This is a genomic window from Chengkuizengella sediminis, from assembly GCF_010078385.1.
Taxonomy (GTDB): Bacteria; Bacillota; Bacilli; order Paenibacillales; family KCTC-33759; genus Chengkuizengella; species Chengkuizengella sediminis.
Window position 1 is genome coordinate 1 of the sequence record NZ_SIJC01000013.1, and the last position, 21,165, is coordinate 21,165.

Here is a 21,165-nt window from a genome sequence, read left to right on the forward strand (position 1 = left end):
AGATCGAAAGTTTTCTGAATTAGAATTACAAACAAATGCTTTAAGAGAGGTCAGATCCATTGACTCCAATACAGGATCAACATTTGGATCTAAATTACAATCTGAAGTAGAAAATCAATTTGAAGCATTAAAGAAAAAATTAGAGCAAAGGAGGTGAATTTGCGATGGCAAACTTATATAGATCACAAACGGATAAAAAACTAACAGGTTTATGCGGTGGTTTAGCTGAGTATTTAAATGTAGATGCAAATTTATTGAGAATCATATTAATCATTACAGCTGTTTTTACGGGTGGCACAGTCATATTGCTTTATTTTCTAATCAGTTTAGTCATCTCGAAGGAACCTGTATTACAACCTTCATTTCAAAATCAACATACAGCTTATGATCATTCAAATGTTCAACAAAAATCTCAAGCTCAACCAACAACCACTTATGACAGTGGTTCTAAAATAGATGACATGATGAAAGATGTTGAAAAAAAAGCAATGCAGCAAGAAATAGAAAATTTAAAATCAAAATTAGCTAAATATGAGAAAGGGGAACAAAAATAATGGGCGTTTTTAAAAGAATATCAGATATGACAAAAGCATCTTTACACGAGGTACTTGATAAAATTGAGGATCCAATTGTAATGTTAAATCAATACTTAAGAGATATGGAAGAAGAAATTGCAAATGCTGAAGTGACAGTAGCTAAACAGCTTGCAAATGAACGTATGTTAAAACAGAGGTTAGATGAAATGGTGGCCTCTAGTAAAAGTAAGGAACTAAAAGCTACAGAGGTTATGAAAAATGGGCAAGATGATGAAGCCAAGGAAATACTTGAACAAAAAATACAACTAGATCAAAAAGCTGAAGAGCTTACTCAAATGCATTTAGTTTCAAAATCGCAAGCAGAAGAATTAAAAGATCAGCTTCACGAAATGAAAGAAGAATTTTACAAAATGCGCAACAAGCGTAATGAGTTAGCTTCAAGATCTCAGATTGCAGATACAAAAAAGCAAATGGCTCAGTTATCAAATAATCAACAAATTGATCGTGGTAACGCCTCATCTGGATTTAGAAGAGTTGAAGAGAAAATAGTACAGAAGGAAATAGAATCACAAGTTTTTAGCAGCAAAGAATTTACAAAATCTAATCTTACAAATATAAATCCTGCAAATAAAGAAAAGTTAGACGCAGAATTTAAAGCCTTAAAAGATAAAGCTACAAAATCAAAATAAACCATTTAGATCAAAACATATATCCAAAATTTGTACAATTATGTTATGCTATTAAAGGATTAAGCCATACGGTTTGTTATTGCCGCTATGGCTTTTCATGGCTTATAGTTTAGAATTGTTTTACATTTGTGATTGTAATCATACTCAAGGAAAGGGGAGCGACAATATGAAGGAGCGGAGTAATCGTAATACTGCTTTAGTTTTGATATTTGCTGGACTATATTTATTGTTTGGTAATTTAATTGGTTTTTTAACTGTTGCTGCCCTAATTTTGATATGGTTTGGTGCAAATAGAGTTCGCATTGGAGAAAAAAATAAAGGTTATCTTTTGATCGTTATTGGAATTATTATACTGATCAGTAATCATGTCATGTTTGTTGTTGGTTTAGTATTAATTGCCTTTGGATATTTTTATATGAGATCAGATAAACAGAAATTTGATGAACCATTTATGCAAAAACAAAATATTGTACAAAGCATAAAGTGGAAAAAGAATCAATGGACTTTGAAAAATATGATGATTCGTTCCATTGTAGGAGAAATCCAAATGGACGTATCAAATGCACTTATAGAGGAAAAAGAAACAAAAATTATTTTGCAAGGCATCGTGGGTGACATTGATATTATTGTCCCTGAGCATATTGGTGTTACGATAGAATCAACTGTTATTATAGGGGAAATAGGGTTGAACTGGGAAAAAGAAGCAGGGATCATGAATAAATATATATGGACTTCTCCAAATTATGCTTCTTCTGATGTGAAAATTCATTTTGTCATATCTTATCTTATAGGAGATATCGATATAAGAATAATTTAAGATACCCACAAAAGTGAACTGAAACTTTAATAAGGAAATTACGTATTTCATTGTATTGAACAAATTTGTTTCATATCATTTTCGTATCGTTTTTTGAAGGAGGGGAGTTACTATGCGGCGTAATAAAAAAAAGCTAACAAATATGATATGGAGAAACATGGGGGAATCCATTACGGCTTCTATACTGATTTTTTTCATTATTATATATTTTTTAGAAACCAACGGATACTTAAAACGTTTAGAACCATGGATCATGGTTCAGCATAGTCTCACTCTCTTTGTTATTGTACTTATCATCGGCGCGCTATTTGGTTTTTTACAAAGCAATAAAATTAAAAAAAGGTTAGATCGTTTACATGATTCTATGCTTTTGTTAGAGAAAGGAAATTTACCAAAAGATATCCCTTCATTAGGTGAGGACGAAATCGGTAGATTAGCAGATCAATTAAGTGATATTAGAACAAAGTGGGAGGATCAAATCACCTCACTGCAAAGATTATCAACAAACAATGCACAGCTTGCAGAAAAAGCTCGTTTTTCTGCTGTAACGGAGGAACGTCAACGGTTAGCTCGAGAATTACATGATGCAGTCAGTCAACAGTTATTTGCTATTTCTATGACAGCAACAGCTGTAGGCAGGACTTTAAATATAGATTTTGAGAAAGCAAAAAGGCAAGTATCACTCATTGAAGAGATGGCATCTGTAGCCCAATCTGAAATGAGGGCACTATTGTTACATTTACGTCCTGTTCATTTAGAAGGAAAAAGACTATCTCAAGGATTGCATGAGTTGTTACATGAGTTGAACTCCAAGGTTCCCATACATATTACGTTAGATATGGATGACAACCTTCAATTAACTAAAGGAGTAGAGGATCATATTTTTCGAATCATTCAAGAAGCATTATCTAATACATTACGACATTCTAAAGCATCTGAGATGGAAATTAAATGTTCTTACAATGGGAGTATAGTTCGTTTAATGATAAAAGATAATGGTGTAGGTTTTGATATGAATGTTCAAAAACATGCATCTTATGGTATTGTCTCCATGAAAGAACGAATAAATGAAATAGGTGGGTCTATTCAGTTTATTACCGCACCTGGAAAAGGAACAAGAATTGAAATACGTATTCCTGTTGTGAACGGAGAAAGGGGGAGGCAAGATGCCTATTCCAATTAAGGTTTTAATTGTAGATGACCATGAAATGGTTCGTATTGGTCTCTCAGCTGTTTTAAGTACTGAGGAAGACATTGAGATCATAGGTGAGGCAAGTAACGGGGAGGAAGGGATCAGGCTTGCGCAGGACTATGATCCTGATGTTGTTTTAATGGATTTGGTGATGGAAGAAATGGATGGAATAGAAACAACAAAAAAAATATTAAAACTTAAACCCAAATGTAAAGTGATTGTACTTACCAGTTATTTAGATGATGAAAAGGTTTATCCTGTAATAGAAGCGGGAGCGTTTAGTTATTTATTAAAAACATCTCGTGCAACTGAAATCGCTCAGGCCATTCGTTCAGCGATGAATGGTCATCCTATTCTCGAATCACAAGTTGCTTCAAAAATTATGAATCGATTTAGACAAACACAACAAGAAAAAGAACCGCATGAAGAATTAACTGAACGTGAGATGGAAGTGTTAAGACTGATAGCAAAAGGGAAGTCAAATCAAGATGTGGCGGATGAACTTTTTATCGGTGTAAAGACAGTTAAATTTCACGTGACGAATATATTAGCAAAACTTGGAGTTGAAGATAGAACTCAAGCCGCAATTTACGCTTTTAAACATGGTTTAGCTGAGTAAAAATACAATATACAAAAAAAACCCACTTTATAATAAAAGTGGGATGAAGGCTTTGTTGAGAGCTTTTGTTCAAAGATTGAACTAACCGATATATGTTATACTAATTTAAAAGAAACTTGTATCAAACAATAAATTAATATCCGAAAGTTCAACTTTATATTTTGTGCCGAAGTCTAATTCTGATGTAAAACCAACTTCATTAGGATAAAAGCCGATTCCTTCATGGAAAGTCATGGCTTTCTTTTTTTTGTTTCTTTTTTGTTTTCTGCTACTTTTCTTCTTTAATTTTGAAGTACTGGTATGATTAAAATCATTAAAATATAGTCTACGCCTACTATCGATCCGACTCAGAATTCCAAAATGTTCTTTTCCATCATTAGTTAGGACTAATAATGGATTTCCTATATGTTTGCTTATGTTCTCCTCATCCAGTTTTATAGGAAACATAGGCTTTTCACCTCCTACAAATATCCATATATTTAACATATTCAAAAGTTGAACTTTTGGAATAGACGAATAACTAGGTGAGATAAGCCCATTTTTTAAAAATGATAAGAAATTATAACTATTGGGACAAAGCTTATCTCCAATTTTGCAGGTTATTTCATGCAAGGGATATTGAATCATATAATTTGATTATGCTACACTTCTAAAAGGTAGATAGAAAAATACGGATGAAAGAAATGATGATGAGATGAATAATAATTTAAACAGTCAATCAGGAGTTACTTTTTTTATTTTTGGAGCTACAGGAGATTTGGCCAAACGTAAACTGTATCCAGCTATTTATAGTTTATTTAGAGAAGGTAAACTGTCTGAAAGATTTGCAGTGATTGGACTAGCCAGAAGACATCGTTCCAAGGAAGAGTTTCAAAATGATGTATATCATTCAATTCAGGAGTTTGCTCGATATGATATATCGAAGGATGATAACTGGCAAAGCTTTGTAAATCACTTTGAATATATGTCGCTAAACACTAATGACAAAAACGCTTTTTATGAGTTAAATCAACTAACAGAATCTTTAGAGCAAAGATTCAATATCGAAGGTAATCGATTATTTTATTTAGCGCTTGCCCCTCAACTATTTGGTCAGGTCGCTAATCACTTACGTGAGGGTAGACTTCTGCAAAGTACTGGATGGCATCGAGTGGTTATTGAAAAACCATTTGGGTATGACTTGAAATCTGCTGAGGACTTAAATACACAAATAAGAGAAGTGTTTGAAGAGGAAGAAATATATCGAATCGATCATTACCTTGGGAAGGAAATGATTCAAAACATAGAAGTTATTCGTTTCGCAAATGCGTTTTTTGAACCATTATGGAACAATAAGTACATAGCAAATATTCAGATTACATTAAGTGAAACGGTCGGTGTAGGTGATCGTGGTGGGTATTATGAGAATTCAGGTGCATTAAGAGATATGGCACAAAATCATATGCTGCAAATGGTAGCAATGATGGCTATGGAACCACCAAGCAGAATGGAATCGGAAGATATAAGAGATGAAAAAGTGAAAGTATTACGTTCAATTCGATCTTATAAAGATGAGCAAGAAGTAAAGGAAAGTGTCGTAAGAGCTCAGTATATTGAAGGTACTTTGAATAATAAAACAGTGAAAGCTTATCGAGATGAAGATTCAGTTTCTAAAACCTCAAATACAGAAACTTTTTTTGCAGCAGAATTGTACGTTGATAATTTTCGTTGGGCAGGTGTTCCTTTTTATGTGCGCACAGGTAAAAGATTGCCAGCTAAAGCGACAGAAGTTGTTGTGGAATTTAAAAATATTCCAGAAAACGTGTACTTCGCTAAAACGAACACACTAGAACCAAACTTGTTAGTATTCCGTGTCAATCCACAGGAAGGTATTTATATTAAATTTAATGCTAAAAAACCAGGTGGAGAATCCATGATTATACCAGTAGCTATGGATTTCTGCCAAAGCTGTGAAGTGGGATTAAATACACCTGAAGCCTATGAAAGATTAGTGTTTGATGCGATTCGTGGAGATTCAACTTATTTTACTCGTTGGGATGAAGTAGCTTCTGCATGGAAATACATTGATTCTATTTCAGAATCTTGGTCATCATCAGATGGAAGCGATCTGCAGTATTATGAAGCGGGAACATGGGGACCAAAAGGAATGAAAGATCTTTTAGAGAAAAAAGGTTTTAAGTGGTGGCCAGTTCATGGTCAAGAAGAAGCTGAGGTCACATGGGTTCAGGTTAAGAGTGAAAAATAGGAGGAGTTTCTATGTTTAAAATATATGACATTTCTATGACAATACACGAAGATATGCAAGTGTATAAAAATAAAGAGGAAAAAAAACCAAAAATTGAAACAGCATCTGATTTTTCCAATTCGTCTGCTTTTGAATCGATTTTAAGTTTAAACGTACACACTGGAACACATCTAGATGCTCCGTTACATATGATTGAGGGGGGAGAAACGATTGAATCCATCCCATTAGAAAATTTAGTATCTACGGCACGTGTGTTAGATTTAACACATGTAGAGGGGCAAATTGGAAAAAGTGATTTAGAACCTTTTGCGATTCAAGAAGGGGAATGGATCTTATTCAAAACAAAAAATTCATTATCAGAACAATTTGATTTCAACTTTATTTATTTAAATGAAGATGGTGCAGCTTATTTAAAAGAAATCAATGTGAAGGGGATCGGTACAGATGGATTAGGTATTGAACGTGCCCAACCTGATCATGAAACACATAAAATATTATTTGAAAATAAAATTATTATAGTTGAAGGTCTTCGTCTAAAAGATGTGCCATCAGGAACATATTTTATGGTTATCGCTCCTTTAAAATTAGAAGGTATTGATGCTGCTCCTGCACGTGCGTTATTATTGGGTCAATAAAAACATCAATTTCATTGAATTGAAAATTAGAAAGGATTTATAAATGAATCAGACTTCAAAAGAAACATTTGATCAGGAAGTAAATAAAAGACGAACATTTGCGATCATTTCCCATCCAGATGCTGGGAAAACAACATTAACGGAGAAACTTCTTTTATTTGGGGGAGCAATTCGTCTCGCTGGTACTGTAAAGGGAAGAAAAGCATCTAAACATGCCACATCAGATTGGATGGAAATAGAGAAGCAAAGAGGAATATCTGTTACTTCAAGTGTTATGCAATTCGAGTATGAAGGACATAAAGTGAATATATTGGATACACCAGGTCACCAAGATTTTAGTGAGGATACTTATCGAACCCTAACTGCGGCGGATAGTGCTGTGATGTTAATTGATTCAGCAAAAGGTGTGGAAGCACAAACGATGAAGCTGTTTGAGGTTTGTCGTAAGAGAGGTATCCCAATCTTTACATTTATTAATAAAATGGACCGAGAAGGTCAGAATCCATTTGATTTATTAGAGGAAATTGAAAATGTACTTGGAATTCGTTCGTTCCCAATGAATTGGCCAATAGGATCTGGTAAACAATTGTGTGGAGTATATGATCGTCATACCACAAGAGTTGAATTATTCCAAGGGGATAATCATGATGAAATAAAAGTTCAAGATGTTAGTGGTTATGATGATGAGATTATAAAAAATATTACGACAGATTATTTATTTGAGAGTTTAAATGAAGATTTACAACTGTTAGATGTTGCAGGAGATCCTTTTGATTACGAGAAAGTAAAACAAGGTGAATTAACACCTGTTTTCTTTGGTAGTGCGATTAATAATTTTGGTGTTCAAACTTTTTTAGATAACTTTTTAAAGTTAGCCCCAAGTCCAGTACCAAGAACAAGTAGTCAAGGTGAAATTAGTCCAAGTGATAAAAACTTTTCGGGTTTTGTATTTAAAATACAAGCGAACATGAATCCCGCACATCGTGATCGTATTGCTTTCTTACGCATTTGTTCTGGAGAATTTGATCGTGGAATGAGTGTAAAACATATTCGAACAGGTAAAAATATTAAATTAGCACAACCGCAGCAGTTTATGGCGCAAGACAGAGATATTGTTGAGCAGGCTTATGCAGGTGATATCATTGGATTATTTGATCCTGGGATATTCAAAATAGGTGATTCATTAAGTGTGAAAGCAAATTTAGAGTTTGATGAACTACCAACATTTCCACCTGAATTATTTGCCAAAGTCATTGTGAAAAATGCTTTGAAAAATAAACAATTTCAAAAGGGGATAGAACAGTTAACAGATGAAGGGACTGTTCAATATTTTCAATCCATCGCTGGAGATGAGAAAATATTAGGTGTTGTAGGACAACTTCAATTTGAGGTATTTGAATACCGTATGAAAGTAGAATACGGTGTAGACATTGAACTCCATCGATTAAGTTATCAATTATCAAGATGGATTCAAGCAGATCAAATCGAACCAAGTAAATTTAGAATCAATTCACAATTAGTATTAGATAAAAAAGGAAATCATGTAGCTTTGTTTGAAAATGAATACGCGATGAGAACGTCTATGGAAAAGAATGAGAACGTTCAATTTCTTGAGAACCCACTGCAGTAATCTTCAAAGGTATAAGGTTATACAAAAAATTCTGCAGAAAAAAAGGGATTGTCAGTAAATAAACGTAGATTTTGAAGACAACCCTTTTACTACAATTTTATTATTGAGGTAAATGACTTTCCAAGGTAGAAATTAATTGACTTTGTGTTTGTTCATCTGATTTTTCCCAGATCAATTCAAAAATTACACCTAGTCCTGGTAATGCTCTTTCATCATTATGAATGGAATCAGTAATGATCTCATGTAATTCAGATTCATTTTTGTTTTGAAGCTTTTGGAAAATGGCTTGTCTTAAGTCCATCATCAGTTTAAAAACCTCCACATCGTGTTGTATAGTTTATTTTGCTCAATCATTACGTTTAATATCAATTTTGTTTTAACCTCAAAGGAGGGACTTTTTTGAAAAAACAGTTTGCAGTTATTGGAATAGGCCGCTTTGGATCAAGTGTTGCAAAAACGTTATATCATATGGGTTTTGAAGTATTAGCCATTGATTCCAATGAAAGTCGTATTCAAGAAATTATTAATGAAGTTACCCATGCAGTCCAAGCGGACACAACGGATGATGAAGCCTTAAAAGCGATTGGAATTAGAAATTTTGATGTCGTTGTTGTTGCTATTGGACAAGATATACAAGCGAGTATTCTAACAACCCTCATATTAAAGGATTTGGGAGTTAATACTTTAATCGTAAAGGCACAAAACGATCTGCATGGTAAAGTTGTTCAAAAAATTGGTGCTGATAAAGTTATTTTCCCCGAAAGAGATATGGGTGTTCGAGTTGCACATCACTTAATATCCCCCAATATTATAGACTATATTGAACTTTCTGCAGATTATAGCATTGTGGAAATCAAAGCAGCATCTAGAATGATTGGGAAAAATTTAAGTGAGTTACATATTAGAGCTAAGTTTGGTTGTAACGTTATTGCCATCAAAAGCGCTGATAAAATGAACATTGCTCCGCATGCCGAGGATTTAATAAAGGAAAATGATATTCTTGTTGTTGTAGGAGACAATGAACATTTACAAAATTTTGAAATGTCATTTAGGGAGTAAGTGAGGCATGAAAATCACCTCGTTAACAAACAGTCATGTAAAAGAATGGGTTAGACTTTTAACTAAAAAAGGCAGGGATCAACAAAGTAAGTATATTGTAGAAGGAATTCATTTAGTTAAAGAAGCGATAAATAGTGCTAATGTAAAAGTAGAACATGTTGTGTATTCATATGAAAAGGGAGTTCCCTCTGAATTATTAGATTATGAAGAACAAAAATGGATAAGTGTTAGTAACGATATCATAAATAAATGTTCCGATACAAAAACACCACAAGGTATTTTTGCAATCGTACATAAAAGAAATTGGAATGATACACTTTTATTTGAAGGTTCTGCTCTGGTTGTTGCTTGCGATGCTATACAAGATCCTGGTAATTTAGGAACGATTATTCGAAGTGCTGATGCAGTAGGAGCAACTGGGGTTGTATTAGGCAAGGGGTGTGTCGATTTATATCATCCTAAAACAGTTCGTTCAACAATGGGATCTATTTTTCATTTCCCTATTATACAAAGTGATTTGGATGATATGCTTCAAAAAGCACAAAATCGTTCAATTCAAATATTAAACACAAGTTTACAAGCAGAATCAAACTTCTATGAAACGGATTTAACTAAAGCAAGTTGGTTTATTGTAGGAAATGAGGGGAACGGAGTTTCTCAAGAATTAGATCAATATGTAAGTAAACAAATTAAAATTCCGATTGAAGGTACTGCAGAATCTCTAAATGTTGCTATGGCGACCACCATAATGTTGTATGAGACTTTAAGACAAAGAAATTATAGAAATAATTAAGGTGGATAACGATGCATCAAAACACAAACATAAGGATTACATCTAAAATCATCCACATCCATGTGGATAACAATGCATCAAAACATCCTGTTTTGAAAAGTCACTCAAAAGAGTAATCAAAATTTAAGATAAGGTCTAAAGAAAAGCATTAATATATATATGCTTTTCTTTTTTTTGTGTTTGAAAAAGAAGCTCTCGTCTTTTTAAGGTTTATTTTGTACATCTAGAGCATAAATTTATTTAATAGGATGGGATTTCTTGCTAGCTTAGATATTCCTGAATAGTTGTTTAAGCAGCAATTACTAAGGTTTAGCTAGGGGGCATTACATGAGAAGAAAAAGAAGATGGAGAAGTCGTTCAGTAAAAAAAAGCAGCAAAAAGAAAGTGTTTTTCTTAGTGCTAATTATCTTTACTTTAATTACTGTACAAAGTTTTATTTTTATTGAGAAAAATTTAAGACCCCCTTTGATGAATGTTGCAAAAGTTAGAATTAAACAAATCGCTACTCAATCGATTAATGCCTCACTTACTGAACAAATATCTAAGGGGACAAATTTAGAAAAATTAATTGAATGGAAATACGACCATACAGGGAAAATTACTGGTTTTATGCTAAATTATACTGAACATATGCGAATTGCTGCAGAAACTAGGAATATCGTTCAAAAAACATTAGATGATTTACAAAGAATGCCTGAGTCCATTCCGTTAGGTCAAGCTTTGGATAGTGCAATTATTGCTTCCTTTGGTCCAGAAATACCGATAAAATTTGTACCTGCGGGTTCAGTATTGATTGATCTGACGACAAGAAAACAAGATGCTGGCATCAATATGATTCTTGTTGAAGTTTACATACACATCATTGCAGAGGTAACGATTATTATCCCTTTTGATACAGAAGCTGAAATTGTGGAGACAGAAGTTCCAATTACTTATTTATTGGTTGTGGGAGATGTACCAGCATATTATTTTGATTCCAATGGCAAACCCATGGATTCATTAAATGGAATGAATCCAATACCACCTATATCTATTCCACAATTTAATTCAACAGACGGAGAGGATAATACTGAAAATTAATAAAGAATTCAAATAGGAGTGAAGAAGCATTTATTTTCGGTTTCTTCGCTCCTCTCGTTCCCATTTTCTTAAATATGGATACGGGTCAAAAGACCATTCACTATATCCATTATCGCGGTATAATCCATAATGAAGATGTGGAGGGAACTTCCCCTGTGTTCCTGGTTTACCATAACCTGAGCTTCCTACCCATCCTAACACTTGACCTGGCTCTACAATGTCTCCTTGTTTTATTTCTTTTTGGTATCCTGATAAATGAGCATAATAGTGGTATACGTTATTAAGATCCCGTATTCCTATTCGCCAACCACCATATCGATTCCAACCCAAGACTTCAATAATCCCATAACAAGTACTTCGTACAGGTAAACCATGATGAGCAAAGATATCGGTTCCTTCATGAATTCGGAATCCACCAAAACTTCTTCCTGCCCCCCAAGTACTGCGATATGAATGATCTGAACGAAGGGGTACAGGAAAGGCATGTTTGTATAAATCTAATGTACCGTACTTTTCATAAATTTTTGCAAACTGTTCAATTCTTTTCACACTTCTTGAATTTTGATAATACTCCCATAAAGCAATGCGAAAATCGTCTTTTGATAAACCATATTTTAAGATGTGTTGTGACATCGTATATAAAACATCCTGGTCATTGTTCCAATCTGCAAGTCCATCTCCTGAACCGTCTCTTCCTCTACCGTTAAAAAACAAAATGGATGTTAAGTTAGAATCTTGTTCATCAGGGTTTAAATTTCCTACCCAATCTGATTTTTCAAAATTAATACTTATAAGCCCTTCTCTAATGGGTCTTTTTTTTGGACTCGCTATACTTAATGATCTTTCATATTGATCAATAGCAGCTAAATAGAACCAAGGGATTTCTGTCACTGCACTCATTTCTTCAATCAATTGCTGTCGTTTTTCATAAATTTGTTTTAAACTAAGTTCTTCTGTTTTTGCAAACGTTGTTGAATTAATAAAAGAAACAATTAAGATCATAAGAATGAATATACGAAAGTAATATAGGAAATGTATTCTCAATATGATCCCCCCTACAAAAATTTTCCATCTATGTAGTTTCAGATGTTCAATCATTTGGTCTATAATCTCATTGTTTTATAGAGTGCTCGATGGTATTTTGTATTATCCAATCCAATTTTTACAAAGGTGGCATGTTTTTTAATCCATTGTTATAATACATATACATAAAGATTCTTAAGAACCCAGGAAGGGGTAGAGATAAATATGGCAATACAAACACCACAGAGAAAACCAGATTGGTTAAAAATAAAGTTGCCTTCTGGCGATGAACTTCAAGAATATAAAGAACTAAAAAAAACGATGCGGACAAAAACATTACATACGGTGTGTGAAGAAGCAAGATGTCCTAATATTCATGAATGCTGGGTGAATAGAACGGCTACCTTTATGATTCTAGGTGACATCTGTACACGAGCTTGTCGATTCTGTGCAGTAAATTCTGGACTTCCAAATGAATTAGATCTTCAGGAGCCTGAAAGAGTTGGAGAGGCAGCAGAAGAAATGGGCTTAAAACATTGTGTTATTACTTCAGTAGCTCGTGATGATTTAGCAGATGGAGGAGCTATGATTTTTGCAGAAACCATCAAATCTGTAAAAAAACGTCTTCCATTATGTGATGTAGAAGTTTTAATACCCGATTTTATGGGAAATCAAGAAGCTTTATATAAAGTATTAGATGCTAACCCAGAAGTGTTAAATCATAATATTGAAACGGTGGAAAGATGTTCTGACCGAGTTCGATCAAAAGCAAAATATAAACGGTCTCTTGAGCTCTTACAGCGCTCTAAATCATACAAAAGTAAAATCCCTACTAAGTCCAGTATTATGATTGGAGTAGGAGAAGAATGGGATGAAATTCTGCAAACGATGGATGATTTAAGAGAAGTGGATTGTAACATATTAACGATTGGTCAGTATTTACAACCTACTAAAAAACACCTTTCTGTGGAAAAGTTCTATACACCAGAGGAGTTTTCTTTATTGAAAGAAGAAGGCATGAAACGAGGATTTAGCCATGTTGAAGCAGGACCTTTAGTTCGAAGTTCATATCATGCACGCGAGCAAAAGGAAGCAGCGAATGAAACGTTAAATGCTAGATAGAAAAAATCTTTCATAAATTGCTTGTTCAAAGGGGATTTTTTTAAAGAACCTCTTAGACGATTGAATATAGGAGGATAATTAGAAAGATGATCCAATTTACAGGAAAGTCATTTGAACTTATTAAAGATCATAAAAATGGTTGGAATCAAGAAGCATTTCGCTCTAGATATAGTGAAGTGTTGGACCGATATGATTTTATTGTTGGAGACTGGGGATATAACCAGCTTCGATTAAAAGGATTTTTTAATCACGGTCATACAAAAGCAACTAAGGAATCTTCCATTAATAGCTTTGAGGATTATATTTATGAATATTGTAATTTTGGTTGTGCATATTTTGTATTAAAAAAAGTAAAAAAAACAAATTGATATTAAATTTATGAACACAAAATAAGATGTGTTACTTGTAATGCCAACAAGAGCCGAAAAAATTCCCTTAAGGATTTTTTCGGCTCTTCTTTTTTCATTGTATAGGATAGAAAGAATTAATTTAAGTCGTTACCCACAAAAGCTTCTTTGACTCGATTCCAAAATGGAAAAGTACGATATCTTGCAAACCGAACCTTTTTATGAGAAACACTACTGCGAATAGAAATGATATCTTTATGTTCAAACTGTAAATGATCTACCGACAGTAATATTTTTTGATTTGCTTTTGGATAAATATCACAATGATGATGTTTTGGTAAAATAATGGGTGAACCTAAAGTTCTGAACACACGATTATTTATAGAGGCCATTTCAGCAATTTGAATCGCTGCTAATGAAGGATGAATAATTCCCCCACCCAAACCTTTGTTATAAGCTGTACTGCCCGATGGAGTAGATATACAAATTCCATCTCCTCTAAACATTTCAAATTTATCATCATTAATATCGAGTTGAGCAACCAATGTGGCATGGATTCCTTTTATCGTAATTTCATTTAGCGCATAATAAATTCTTGTATCATTTACGGTTTTTATTTCTATTTGTACAATAGGATACTCTACGATAACGTCATCAGAATTCGCTTTTTTAGCCATGATTTCTAATAGATGTTCGATTTCATCTGGTTTCCAATCTGCATAAAATCCAAGATGTCCAGTGTGAATCCCAACGAATGAAATGGTTTCAAGTTGTTGTACAAACTTATGAAATGCATATAACATGGTTCCGTCTCCACCAATTGAGATCACAATGTCAGGTGAAAATTCATCAAGAATCATATTGTGTTGTTTTGCTAATTTATGAAATTTGTCAGATAATTTTAAAGAAGTTTCATCTCCACGGTCCAAGACGAAATATTTCAAAAGTGTAACCTCCTACAAATCATTTGCTGTATACATCATATACAAAAATCATATATAAAACAATGCTCACTTTTTAGGATGAAAAAGAACTTTAAATAGGAGATATATAAAGTACAATAAAAAAATACAAACAAATAAAAACGATATACTCCAAAGAGAAAAGGAGAGAAATGAAGAAATATATTCAGATTTTGTCTTTACTTCACTTACAGCAGGAAGGATAAATGAAAATGAAGATTGATAGGATTGAATTGGATCCCATATTAAATAAACGAGTCCAGCAGCAATCAATCCATGAAGTAATCTGGCAATGAAAAAGGGTGTGTATCTTAAATTTGTAAAATGCAATATGCTGGCGATTTGAGCATGGACGGACAGTCCACTCCAAGAGACAACAAAAGCGGCTGCTGCAGTTTTGGCAATCAAACTGGTATTTGCCTCACCTGCTGATTTTGCACCTAAAGTAACCTCAAAGGTTCCGTTAATAATCACTTGACTGAGTTCAATGGGAAGACCTAATAAAGGAAGAAAATATTGAAATATAAAATAAAATAGATCCAAGAAATTAATCTTCGTTAAAATTTCTAATATAACGGAGAAAAAAACGACGAGTCCACCGATAACAAAAATTAATTTAATGGAAGCTTCAACTGCTTCAGATATAATTATGCCAAGAGTTCTACCATCTTCTAAGCGAGCTTTATGCATCGATTGAAAAGCACGAAATAAAATAAACCCTCTTTGCTCAGTTTTAATTTGAAATATGGTATTCGTTGTGTTTTTTCCATGAAATCTCATGAGTAAACCAACTATTATTCCTGCTCCGTAATGTGAAATAGCTAAAATAAGAGCCAAGTTTACATCATGAAAAAAACCAACAGAAACAGCCCCAATTAAAAAAATGGGATCAGAAGTTGATGTGAAAGCAACTAATCTTTCACCTTCTACTTGATTGATTAACTTTTGCTCCCATAACTTAGAGGTTAATCTAGCCCCAACAGGGTAACCCGATGCAAATCCCATTGTCATGACAAAACCGCCTATTCCTGGTACTCGAAATAATGGACGCATAATTGGATCTAAAAGAGTGCCGAAAAAATGTACAATACCGATACCTAACAGTATTTCTGAAACAACTAGAAAAGGAAACAGTGCTGGAAACAATACATCCCACCAAATAGTGATCCCTCTTATAGCAGCGTTAAAACTGATCGTTGGATAAACTATAATGAGTAATATGAAGGTTAAACTAATTAACGGAATGATGTATACTATGTATCTTTTTATAGGGAGCATAAAGAGGCCTCCTAATGAATTTGCCCTTAAGGATCCTGTTCAAAAAGTCCTGTTTTTAGCAAGCTTGTCTTCTATATCATAGTATGAAAATATAAACAGATTCATTCCGAGAACTGGGAGAGAGGTTGGATTATGATATAATAAATAAATAAAGTTCGTTCGTCTGTTACATATTAAGGCAGAACAACCTAGAGTATTGGAGGGTTATTTTATGGAAGAAAAATCAATATATGAAATCATTGGTGGAGAATCAACAGTTCGAAAAATCGTAGATACTTTTTATCCAATTGTACAAGAAAATCCCGTCATCGGTGAATTATTTCCCGAAGATATTATGCCTGTCATGGAAAAGCAGTTTTTATTTCTAACACAATTTTTTGGAGGACCCCCTCTATATTCAGAGCAATACGGCCATCCCATGATGAGAGCTCGACATTTACCATTTGAAATTACAAGAGAGCGTGCAGATGCATGGTTAAGTTGTATGAAAAAAGCACTTTCTAAGATAGAACTAGATCAGCAGCTACAAACGATATTGTTAGAGCGATTATCTGGTCCCGCTTATCATTTTATTAATAGTTAAGAAACCTATTTTTAATTTTTATGTTACTCTTCTATATTGTGCCATTGAGAGGCTAGCCAATGGGAGAGTTTTATTCGTTTGATTCATCCTTATCCTGTTTAGCTAATTCGGCTAATTTTTGCATTAATATATGTTGAGGCATATGCATTAAGTGCTCTATAGGTACATTTAATTTTTTGGCTAATGCCTGAGCAGTTTCTGGTGATATTTGTAATGGTCTCACTCTTAATCTCTCCTTTAATATGAATCTATATGTTCACCTATTTTCTTCACTTTTGTAGGTGTATATATTATAACATTTTTAAATGATCTTGAAAGATCAAAAAGGCATGATAAAATGGTATTAGAAAACATTCTGACTTTTTTGACAATTATATATGGCTTGGTTTTCCATAAGTGAGAATGGTTAAATTATATAAGGGGTGATCTGATGGGTAACAAGTATTTTTTTACTGGATTTCCAGGTTTTATTGCTAGTCAAATTATCCAACAGCTTCTAAAGGACCAAGAGGACGTAGATCATATTTATGTGCTGGTTTTACCAACTATGTATAGAGAAGCCGAGATAGAAGCTGCTAGATTAATGAATGATGGAGGTTTTGAAAAGGATCGTTTTACGATATTAGAAGGAGATATTACAAAAAATAATCTTAGTATATCAGATGATCGTCTTCAAGTCCTTCAAAGGGAAGTAACACATGTATTTCACCTGGCTGCAATTTATGATTTAGCTGTTCCTAAAGATATCGCTTATCTTGTGAATGTAAAAGGTACGGATAATGTAAACCAATTTGTTAAACAGTTAGAAAATTTAAAACGATACATATACTTTAGTACTGCATACGTAGCTGGGGATCGTAAGGGTAAAATATTAGAGTCTGATCTGGAGAAAAACCAAACTTTTCAAAACTACTATGAAGAGACAAAATATGAAGCAGAAACACTAGTCAAAAAAATAGTAAACGATGTACCTACTACGATAATACGTCCTGGTATTGTGAAGGGTCATTCCTTTTCGGGTGAAACCATTAAATTTGATGGACCTTATTTTATATTAAACTTTATGGATCGCCTTCGATTCCTTCCGATTCTCCCATACATCGGACGAGGGGAAGTAGAGATCAACCTTGTACCAGTAGACTATATAATAGCTGCCTCTTGTTATTTAGGTCATGCTGATATTGGAGAAGGAAAAACTTATCATTTAACAGATCCTTCTCCATATAAAGTTAAAGAAGTATATTCTGCTATGATGAAAGAATTGTTACAAAAAAAACCTATTGGAAGAATTCCAATCATGACTACAGATTTCTTTTTAAAAATCAAGTTTATTCGAAAGTTTTTGGGTGTTGAAAAAGAAGCATTGGATTATTTCAAGTATGAAGCAAGGTTTGATTGTCAAAATGCTGTGGAGGATTTGAAAGGTTCAGGAATTAGTTGTCCTGATTTCATGGAAATATTAGAACCGATGGTCACTTATTATAAAACACATAAACATGATCAAAAGAAACAATTAGTTATTCGATAATTAATTTTAGTTTAAAAAATCACCTGATATTTCAGGTGATTTTTTTTGTCTCTCCCTTTGAGGTTTGCCAGTAAGTTTTCTTTATGTATTTGTTCTTAATTTGAAAAATTCAATGGATTGTTGGAGTTGTGATGCTTTATGAGTCATTTGCTCTGATACACCAACCATTTCTTGAACGGATGATATTTGTTCGTTCATTGATGCTGAGACCTGTTCTGTACCTGCAGCAGATTGTTGTGTAATTGCAGATATATTTTCCATGGATTCAGATATTTTTTTAGCGCTAAGAAGCATAAGTTCACTTTCTTTTGAAAATTCATAAATTCGATCAGTAATAAACTGTATGCTATGTACAATTTCACTAAAAACCTTTTCCGTTTCTTGAATCATTAACGTTTGATTTTTAACAGTCTCTTCATTTTTTTCTATATTCTCTATCGCTTGCTTAATGCCGTAGTCTATATTTTTAACAAGATTAAAAACTTCCTTAGTTGACTCAGTTGATTCCTCAGCTAAATTTCTTACTTCTTGTGCAACTACAGCAAAACCTTTACCATGTTCGCCTGCTCTTGCTGCCTCAATAGATGCATTTAAAGATAGGAGGTTTGTTTGTTCTGCAATTTCTGAGATCGTTTTCGTTATCTTAGATATGCCATCTGCTTGTTTAGCTAGTTCGTTTATAGTAGACGCTACATGGTTTGTTGCTTCTACAGTATCTTTCATACCAGCGCTTTGACTTTCTACTGCATTTCGTCCTTTGTCTACTAATTGTATCGTGTTTTGGGAATGTTTATTCATTTCATTTGTTGATACAGTATATGCGCTTACTTTACTTTCTATATTTTGGATAGATGTTGAAATGTTGGACACGTCCTCAGAAATTTCATTCGCTCCAGTAGCTAATTCGTTAGTAGATAAGTTTACTTGATCTAGTACATCACTTAGTGCTTTGTTTTTTAAATATATATTTCTACTTGAGTCTGATACTAACTTGGAAATATTAAGCGTGTCATGTAATGTATTATTCATTCTTTCTGACATCTTGTTAAATGCGTTAGCAAGTTCACCAATTGCATCATCTGATGAAATATATATTTTTTGTTGTAGGTCACCTTGAGCTATTTTTGTAGCTGCTTTGGAAACATTGTCTATAGATTCATTAATCACTTTCTCTAATTTTAAAAGTATAGGGTAAATTACAGCTAATAAAAACACAATAATGAAGGAAACGAACAATTTGTTCTCAGAAAAAAAGATTGAAACGAATGAAAATATAGCTAAAATGGAGTATACTCCGATTAATAGTTTATTTTTAACAGATAGCTCATAAAACCAGCTCATATCATCGACTCCTTAGGTAGTTGTTAAAATTTTCTGATATTATTATATCATTCTATTTTGAAAAAAGTCTATGAAGTTGTCAGAATTTGAAAAAATGTGACGAATCTGAAAGAGTTAATAGAATAATATTTACATTTTTATATTAATATATTATTATATGTATAAATATGTAATTTTCAAGTTTAGAATTTATATTTTAATTTATTGGTGAATCATATCCTAGTCTCATTTCCCCTGATTATGAAACTTCTGTATTTTTTTCTTCCGTCTTATCTAGATCACCACTTGAATAGTCTTAGTTTTAATTCCTAAAAGAAAGCACAGTGTTTTTTTAAGAACACTCTTAACAGTGTTTATTTAACAATGCCAATAAAATAATGAAAAAGGAGAATAACTTATGTATATTGAGCAGTTGTCACTAGCGAGGCAGCTTGATTTGGTATTTGATGAAATTCAAGTTGAGTTAGGAAATTTAACCTCGGGAGTTGTATTTTTACAGATTCGAAATAATACTGTTGGTAAATTTGGCGTTATTCATGACCCAATAGAAGGAAATGATCGAGGATCTCTTGGAAACATTCATGGTTTAACGACTCAGCAAATATTTTCCTTTAAAAAGATGGCAATTCAATCCTTGAAGTATAAAAATCATTGGACTCATGGGCAGATTTCCTTTGAATTTGCTTTGAAAAACAAAAACTTAGCAACGAGTTTTCAATTCGAATCTAACTACAACATGGCGAATTTGATGAACAAACCTCAGCAAAAGATATTATAAAAGTTAACGAATATGATGTAAAATAACCGTTCTGTATTCATAATGGGGTACAAACGGTTATTTCCATTTCTCAGTGATTGGTATACTATTGTTGATACGTGGCTTACTTGAAAGGGTGTATAAAAAAATGAAGCTAACTTATGATCATTTGTCTTTGAATAAAGAGCTGCAAATTGTTCAAGCTGATGTATTTTTAGAAATAAACGATGATATTATTATTGATGAGCCGTTATGTATAGATGTGGGTTTACCTGCATTGCTTTTAAGTACATTGGAGGATACCTTTCCAGACCGATTTGCTTCAGCAACGGAGTGGGAGAAAACTCCTTTTTTTGTATGCGGATGTGGTGATCCTGATTGCAGAGGATTTTCATTTGTAGTGAGACACAGGGATGACAAGAGTATTCAACTCATTGAAGTGGAAGAATCTGAAGGTGATATACATAAGGAAATGGACGAATATTTTGTTGATTTACTAGAATATCAAAAGATTGTTTATAAAATTGGAGATCAGTTTTTAGCATTTATTAAGGACCTAGCGTATTCTCCTTATTTTAAAGACACCATACCAGTGATAGAGGATTTGATGAAACGTTTGAAAAAATAATTGACCTTTGATAATTGACATTTAAGAAATGTTGTGTATAATAATGAAATTAAATCATACGATGCGATGAGAGGAAGAGTAAGAATACATCGTTGTTTATCAGAGAGCCGATATATGCTGAGAGTCGGTACAACATGTTTTCTGAAATGGGTCCTTGAGCTTAATGTTGAACAAATTTTTTTTTAGTAGACTGCACGGAATTCCCCGTTATCGGAAATTAAGTTTTCTTTAGAATTTTTTAGTTTAAAGAAATAAATTAGGGTGGCACCACGGTCTTTCGTCCCTTTCGACGAAAGGCTTT

At 33.2% G+C, this 21,165-nt stretch carries 24 protein-coding genes and 1 other annotated feature; of the genes, 17 read left to right on the forward strand and 7 right to left on the reverse strand.

Translation table 11 applies throughout. From position 1 onward, the window contains the following. Positions 1 to 164 precede the first annotated feature (164 nt). The 5 genes from EPK97_RS18475 to EPK97_RS18495 all read left to right on the forward strand — a co-directional run bounded on the left by EPK97_RS18475 (position 165) and on the right by EPK97_RS18495 (position 3,853). Positions 165 to 554, forward strand: a complete 390-nt coding sequence (locus tag EPK97_RS18475; RefSeq protein WP_162038113.1) for a PspC domain-containing protein — start codon at positions 165 to 167, stop codon at positions 552 to 554. Continuing rightward, positions 554 to 1,225, forward strand: coding sequence for a PspA/IM30 family protein (locus EPK97_RS18480; RefSeq protein WP_162038114.1), 672 nt, complete (start codon positions 554 to 556; stop codon positions 1,223 to 1,225). The genes EPK97_RS18475 and EPK97_RS18480 overlap by 1 nt, the downstream gene beginning before the upstream one ends. A 166-nt stretch (positions 1,226 to 1,391) precedes the next feature. Next, the gene (liaF, locus tag EPK97_RS18485; RefSeq protein ID WP_162038115.1) at positions 1,392 to 2,042 is read left to right on the forward strand and encodes a cell wall-active antibiotics response protein LiaF; all 651 of its coding nucleotides are present in this window, start codon (positions 1,392 to 1,394) and stop codon (positions 2,040 to 2,042) included. A gap of 112 nt (positions 2,043 to 2,154) precedes the next feature. Then, positions 2,155 to 3,225, forward strand: a complete 1,071-nt coding sequence (locus EPK97_RS18490; protein WP_162038116.1) for a sensor histidine kinase — start codon at positions 2,155 to 2,157, stop codon at positions 3,223 to 3,225. Continuing rightward, complete coding sequence (locus EPK97_RS18495) at positions 3,209 to 3,853, forward strand: response regulator transcription factor (RefSeq protein ID WP_162038117.1); 645 nt, start codon at positions 3,209 to 3,211, stop codon at positions 3,851 to 3,853. The genes EPK97_RS18490 and EPK97_RS18495 overlap by 17 nt, the downstream gene beginning before the upstream one ends. A 105-nt stretch (positions 3,854 to 3,958) precedes the next feature. On the opposite strand, the gene EPK97_RS18500 is transcribed toward EPK97_RS18495, so the two are convergent. Then, positions 3,959 to 4,300 (reverse strand): hypothetical protein, encoded by a 342-nt coding sequence (locus tag EPK97_RS18500; RefSeq protein WP_162038118.1) that lies wholly within the window; start codon positions 4,298 to 4,300, stop codon positions 3,959 to 3,961. A gap of 247 nt (positions 4,301 to 4,547) precedes the next feature. Here EPK97_RS18500 and zwf point away from each other — a divergent pair, with 247 nt between their 5' ends. Genes zwf through EPK97_RS18515 form a run of 3 tightly spaced genes read left to right on the forward strand, consistent with a single transcriptional unit; the run spans position 4,548 to position 8,363 of the window. Beyond that, positions 4,548 to 6,098 (forward strand): glucose-6-phosphate dehydrogenase, encoded by a 1,551-nt coding sequence (gene zwf, locus EPK97_RS18505; protein ID WP_162038119.1) that lies wholly within the window; start codon positions 4,548 to 4,550, stop codon positions 6,096 to 6,098. Positions 6,099 to 6,109: 11 nt separating this feature from the next. After that, complete coding sequence (locus tag EPK97_RS18510) at positions 6,110 to 6,733, forward strand: cyclase family protein (protein ID WP_162038120.1); 624 nt, start codon at positions 6,110 to 6,112, stop codon at positions 6,731 to 6,733. Positions 6,734 to 6,776: 43 nt separating this feature from the next. Then, entirely contained in the window at positions 6,777 to 8,363 is a 1,587-nt protein-coding gene (locus EPK97_RS18515) for a peptide chain release factor 3 (RefSeq protein ID WP_162038121.1), read from the forward strand. A gap of 100 nt (positions 8,364 to 8,463) precedes the next feature. Here EPK97_RS18515 and sspI read toward each other — a convergent pair whose 3' ends face one another. Further along, on the reverse strand, positions 8,464 to 8,667 hold the full coding sequence (gene sspI, locus EPK97_RS18520; RefSeq protein ID WP_338075736.1) for a small acid-soluble spore protein SspI: 204 nt from the start codon (positions 8,665 to 8,667) through the stop codon (positions 8,464 to 8,466). Between the two features lie 95 nt (positions 8,668 to 8,762). Between sspI and EPK97_RS18525 the strand changes: the two genes are divergently transcribed. The 3 genes from EPK97_RS18525 (at position 8,763) to yunB (ending at position 11,295) form a co-directional block, all read left to right on the forward strand. Then, positions 8,763 to 9,422: a potassium channel family protein gene (locus EPK97_RS18525; RefSeq protein ID WP_162038122.1), complete on the forward strand. Its 660-nt coding sequence runs from the start codon at positions 8,763 to 8,765 to the stop codon at positions 9,420 to 9,422. Positions 9,423 to 9,429: 7 nt separating this feature from the next. Next, positions 9,430 to 10,215, forward strand: a complete 786-nt coding sequence (locus EPK97_RS18530; RefSeq protein ID WP_162038123.1) for a TrmH family RNA methyltransferase — start codon at positions 9,430 to 9,432, stop codon at positions 10,213 to 10,215. A 327-nt stretch (positions 10,216 to 10,542) separates the two neighbouring features. Next, positions 10,543 to 11,295, forward strand: a complete 753-nt coding sequence (gene yunB / locus EPK97_RS18535; RefSeq protein ID WP_162038124.1) for a sporulation protein YunB — start codon at positions 10,543 to 10,545, stop codon at positions 11,293 to 11,295. A gap of 30 nt (positions 11,296 to 11,325) precedes the next feature. On the opposite strand, the gene EPK97_RS18540 is transcribed toward yunB, so the two are convergent. Continuing rightward, positions 11,326 to 12,297 (reverse strand): M23 family metallopeptidase, encoded by a 972-nt coding sequence (locus EPK97_RS18540; protein WP_162038190.1) that lies wholly within the window; start codon positions 12,295 to 12,297, stop codon positions 11,326 to 11,328. Positions 12,298 to 12,543: 246 nt separating this feature from the next. Between EPK97_RS18540 and lipA the strand changes: the two genes are divergently transcribed. Next, on the forward strand, positions 12,544 to 13,440 hold the full coding sequence (lipA, locus tag EPK97_RS18545) for a lipoyl synthase (RefSeq protein ID WP_162038125.1): 897 nt from the start codon (positions 12,544 to 12,546) through the stop codon (positions 13,438 to 13,440). Between the two features lie 86 nt (positions 13,441 to 13,526). Beyond that, entirely contained in the window at positions 13,527 to 13,808 is a 282-nt protein-coding gene (locus EPK97_RS18550) for a YutD family protein (protein WP_162038126.1), read from the forward strand. A 116-nt stretch (positions 13,809 to 13,924) separates the two neighbouring features. On the opposite strand, the gene EPK97_RS18555 is transcribed toward EPK97_RS18550, so the two are convergent. Further along, positions 13,925 to 14,731 (reverse strand): NAD kinase, encoded by an 807-nt coding sequence (locus tag EPK97_RS18555; protein WP_162038127.1) that lies wholly within the window; start codon positions 14,729 to 14,731, stop codon positions 13,925 to 13,927. 66 nt (positions 14,732 to 14,797) lie between these two features. Further along, a complete protein-coding gene (ylbJ, locus tag EPK97_RS18560) occupies positions 14,798 to 16,027 on the reverse strand; it encodes a sporulation integral membrane protein YlbJ (RefSeq protein WP_170295573.1) in 1,230 nt (409 codons plus the stop codon). A 211-nt stretch (positions 16,028 to 16,238) separates the two neighbouring features. Between ylbJ and EPK97_RS18565 the strand changes: the two genes are divergently transcribed. After that, positions 16,239 to 16,610, forward strand: coding sequence for a globin domain-containing protein (locus EPK97_RS18565; protein WP_162038128.1), 372 nt, complete (start codon positions 16,239 to 16,241; stop codon positions 16,608 to 16,610). Positions 16,611 to 16,680: 70 nt separating this feature from the next. On the opposite strand, the gene EPK97_RS18570 is transcribed toward EPK97_RS18565, so the two are convergent. Next, positions 16,681 to 16,833, reverse strand: a complete 153-nt coding sequence (locus EPK97_RS18570; protein ID WP_162038129.1) for a YycC family protein — start codon at positions 16,831 to 16,833, stop codon at positions 16,681 to 16,683. Between the two features lie 207 nt (positions 16,834 to 17,040). Between EPK97_RS18570 and EPK97_RS18575 the strand changes: the two genes are divergently transcribed. Then, a complete protein-coding gene (locus EPK97_RS18575; RefSeq protein WP_162038130.1) occupies positions 17,041 to 18,138 on the forward strand; it encodes an SDR family oxidoreductase in 1,098 nt (365 codons plus the stop codon). 81 nt (positions 18,139 to 18,219) lie between these two features. Here EPK97_RS18575 and EPK97_RS18580 read toward each other — a convergent pair whose 3' ends face one another. Further along, the gene (locus tag EPK97_RS18580; RefSeq protein WP_162038131.1) at positions 18,220 to 19,479 is read right to left on the reverse strand and encodes a methyl-accepting chemotaxis protein; all 1,260 of its coding nucleotides are present in this window, start codon (positions 19,477 to 19,479) and stop codon (positions 18,220 to 18,222) included. 397 nt (positions 19,480 to 19,876) lie between these two features. Here EPK97_RS18580 and EPK97_RS18585 point away from each other — a divergent pair, with 397 nt between their 5' ends. Beyond that, entirely contained in the window at positions 19,877 to 20,257 is a 381-nt protein-coding gene (locus EPK97_RS18585; protein WP_162038132.1) for an O-methyltransferase, read from the forward strand. Positions 20,258 to 20,384: 127 nt separating this feature from the next. Next, on the forward strand, positions 20,385 to 20,864 hold the full coding sequence (locus EPK97_RS18590) for a hypothetical protein (RefSeq protein ID WP_162038133.1): 480 nt from the start codon (positions 20,385 to 20,387) through the stop codon (positions 20,862 to 20,864). Between the two features lie 57 nt (positions 20,865 to 20,921). Then, positions 20,922 to 21,152: a binding site (T-box leader), on the forward strand. Positions 21,153 to 21,165: the final 13 nt, after the last annotated feature.

Bases quoted from the DNA above. Each gene is read 5' to 3' on its own strand.
- EPK97_RS18480 (WP_162038114.1), top strand. From the start codon at position 554: ATGGGCGTTTTTAAAAGAATATCAGATATGACAAAAGCATCTTTACAC.
- zwf (WP_162038119.1), top strand. From the start codon at position 4,548: ATGAATAATAATTTAAACAGTCAATCAGGAGTTACTTTTTTTATTTTT.
- EPK97_RS18475 (WP_162038113.1), top strand. From the start codon at position 165: ATGGCAAACTTATATAGATCACAAACGGATAAAAAACTAACAGGTTTA.
- EPK97_RS18500 (WP_162038118.1), bottom strand. From the start codon at position 4,300: ATGTTTCCTATAAAACTGGATGAGGAGAACATAAGCAAACATATAGGA.
- liaF (WP_162038115.1), top strand. From the start codon at position 1,392: ATGAAGGAGCGGAGTAATCGTAATACTGCTTTAGTTTTGATATTTGCT.
- EPK97_RS18530 (WP_162038123.1), top strand. From the start codon at position 9,430: ATGAAAATCACCTCGTTAACAAACAGTCATGTAAAAGAATGGGTTAGA.
- EPK97_RS18495 (WP_162038117.1), top strand. From the start codon at position 3,209: ATGCCTATTCCAATTAAGGTTTTAATTGTAGATGACCATGAAATGGTT.
- EPK97_RS18515 (WP_162038121.1), top strand. From the start codon at position 6,777: ATGAATCAGACTTCAAAAGAAACATTTGATCAGGAAGTAAATAAAAGA.
- EPK97_RS18550 (WP_162038126.1), top strand. From the start codon at position 13,527: ATGATCCAATTTACAGGAAAGTCATTTGAACTTATTAAAGATCATAAA.
- EPK97_RS18540 (WP_162038190.1), bottom strand. From the start codon at position 12,297: ATGATCTTAATTGTTTCTTTTATTAATTCAACAACGTTTGCAAAAACA.
- EPK97_RS18590 (WP_162038133.1), top strand. From the start codon at position 20,385: ATGAAGCTAACTTATGATCATTTGTCTTTGAATAAAGAGCTGCAAATT.
- sspI (WP_338075736.1), bottom strand. From the start codon at position 8,667: ATGATGGACTTAAGACAAGCCATTTTCCAAAAGCTTCAAAACAAAAAT.
- EPK97_RS18490 (WP_162038116.1), top strand. From the start codon at position 2,155: ATGCGGCGTAATAAAAAAAAGCTAACAAATATGATATGGAGAAACATG.
- EPK97_RS18510 (WP_162038120.1), top strand. From the start codon at position 6,110: ATGTTTAAAATATATGACATTTCTATGACAATACACGAAGATATGCAA.
- yunB (WP_162038124.1), top strand. From the start codon at position 10,543: ATGAGAAGAAAAAGAAGATGGAGAAGTCGTTCAGTAAAAAAAAGCAGC.
- EPK97_RS18580 (WP_162038131.1), bottom strand. From the start codon at position 19,479: ATGAGCTGGTTTTATGAGCTATCTGTTAAAAATAAACTATTAATCGGA.
- ylbJ (WP_170295573.1), bottom strand. From the start codon at position 16,027: ATGCTCCCTATAAAAAGATACATAGTATACATCATTCCGTTAATTAGT.
- lipA (WP_162038125.1), top strand. From the start codon at position 12,544: ATGGCAATACAAACACCACAGAGAAAACCAGATTGGTTAAAAATAAAG.
- EPK97_RS18585 (WP_162038132.1), top strand. From the start codon at position 19,877: ATGTATATTGAGCAGTTGTCACTAGCGAGGCAGCTTGATTTGGTATTT.
- EPK97_RS18575 (WP_162038130.1), top strand. From the start codon at position 17,041: ATGGGTAACAAGTATTTTTTTACTGGATTTCCAGGTTTTATTGCTAGT.
- EPK97_RS18565 (WP_162038128.1), top strand. From the start codon at position 16,239: ATGGAAGAAAAATCAATATATGAAATCATTGGTGGAGAATCAACAGTT.